Below are 1,239 nucleotides of genomic sequence, written 5' to 3' on the forward strand. Positions count from 1 at the left end.
TGAGGCTGGCCCAATTTCCGTCCCAGTCTTAGCTGGAAAATTCCGGCTCTTCGGGGCGGGCCGAATCGGCCCGATCGGTGCACCGGCGGGCGAATTCCGCCGGTGTCATCCACTGCAGCGCAGAGTGAGGGCGCGCCTCGTTATAGTACTCGCGCCAGACTTCGATTTTGCGTCTGGCGTCCTCCAGCGACAAGAACCAATGTGCATTGAGGCACTCCTCCCGGAAACGTCCGTTGAAGGATTCGTTCTTCGCGTTGTCGGTTGGCTTGCCAGGACGCGAGAAGTCAATCTCCACGTCGTTCTCGTACGCCCATTTGTCGAGCGCCTTCGAAATGAACTCGCTGCCATTGTCTGCCTTGATATAGCGTGGAAGCGGGCGATGCTGCGCAAGCCGGGTCAGCGCGGCGACAACGTGTTCGCCACGCAATGAGCCGTCGACTTCAATCGCCAAGCATTCCCGCGTGTAGTTGTCCACGATCGTGAGCGTACGCAAGCGCCGACCATCAAACAGCGCATCAGCGACGAAGTCCATACTCCAGATTTCGTTGATTGCGCTCACTGACTGCTTTGGCTGTCGGCGCCGAGCCGACTTGTTCCGTCGAGGTCGTTTGTGGCGCAATGAAAGCCCCAGTTCCCGATACACGCGCTCGACGCGTTTATGGTTGTCTCGCCAGCCTTCCCGGCGAAGCATCACGTACACGCGGGGCGCACCATAATGCACCCGCACTTCGGTGATCTCCTTGATGCGCATCTCCAGCGCGCTTTGATCCCGCGCGACCGACTCGTAACGGTAGACCGTGCGGGAAAGTTGCAACAACGCGCAGGTCTGCCGCTGGCTTGCGCCGAAACGCTGCATCAAGTCCGTGACCAGATCACGGCGCCGGGAAGGCTTCAGAGCTTTTTTGACAGCACGTCCTGCAGCATGGCCTTGTCCAGGCTCAGGTCCGCCACGAGCCGCTTGAGCTTCGCATTCTCTTCCTCAAGCTGCTTCAACCGGCGCAGTTCCGAAGGCGATAGCCCGCCATACTTGGTCCGCCAGTTGTAAAACGTCGCGTCGCTGATTCCCATCTTGCGGCAGACCTCTGCGACCGGCGTGCCCAGCTCGGCTTGCTTTAACGCGTATGCGATCTGCTCTTCGGTGAACTTGCTCTTCTTCACGGCATGACCTCCTGGTCTTGATGACAACGTCATGCCGGAATTTTCCACTTCCAAATGGGACAGTTTTGTGGGCTAGGGTCA

At 59.0% G+C, this 1,239-nt stretch carries 1 protein-coding gene; it reads right to left on the reverse strand.

Annotated elements, in window-relative coordinates; translation table 11 throughout:
* Positions 1–28: 28 nt before the first annotated feature.
* Positions 29–1,158 (reverse strand): IS3-like element ISBcen15 family transposase gene (locus tag CFB39_RS38445; protein ID WP_089472298.1). Its coding sequence is split into 2 segments (ribosomal slippage): positions 29–906 and positions 906–1,158, totalling 1,131 coding nucleotides; the frame shifts between segments, so codons are not numbered across the junction.
* Positions 1,159–1,239 lie beyond the last annotated feature (81 nt).

It is taken from the genome of Burkholderia sp. AU6039, assembly GCF_002223365.1.
Lineage (GTDB): Bacteria > Pseudomonadota > Gammaproteobacteria > Burkholderiales > Burkholderiaceae > Burkholderia.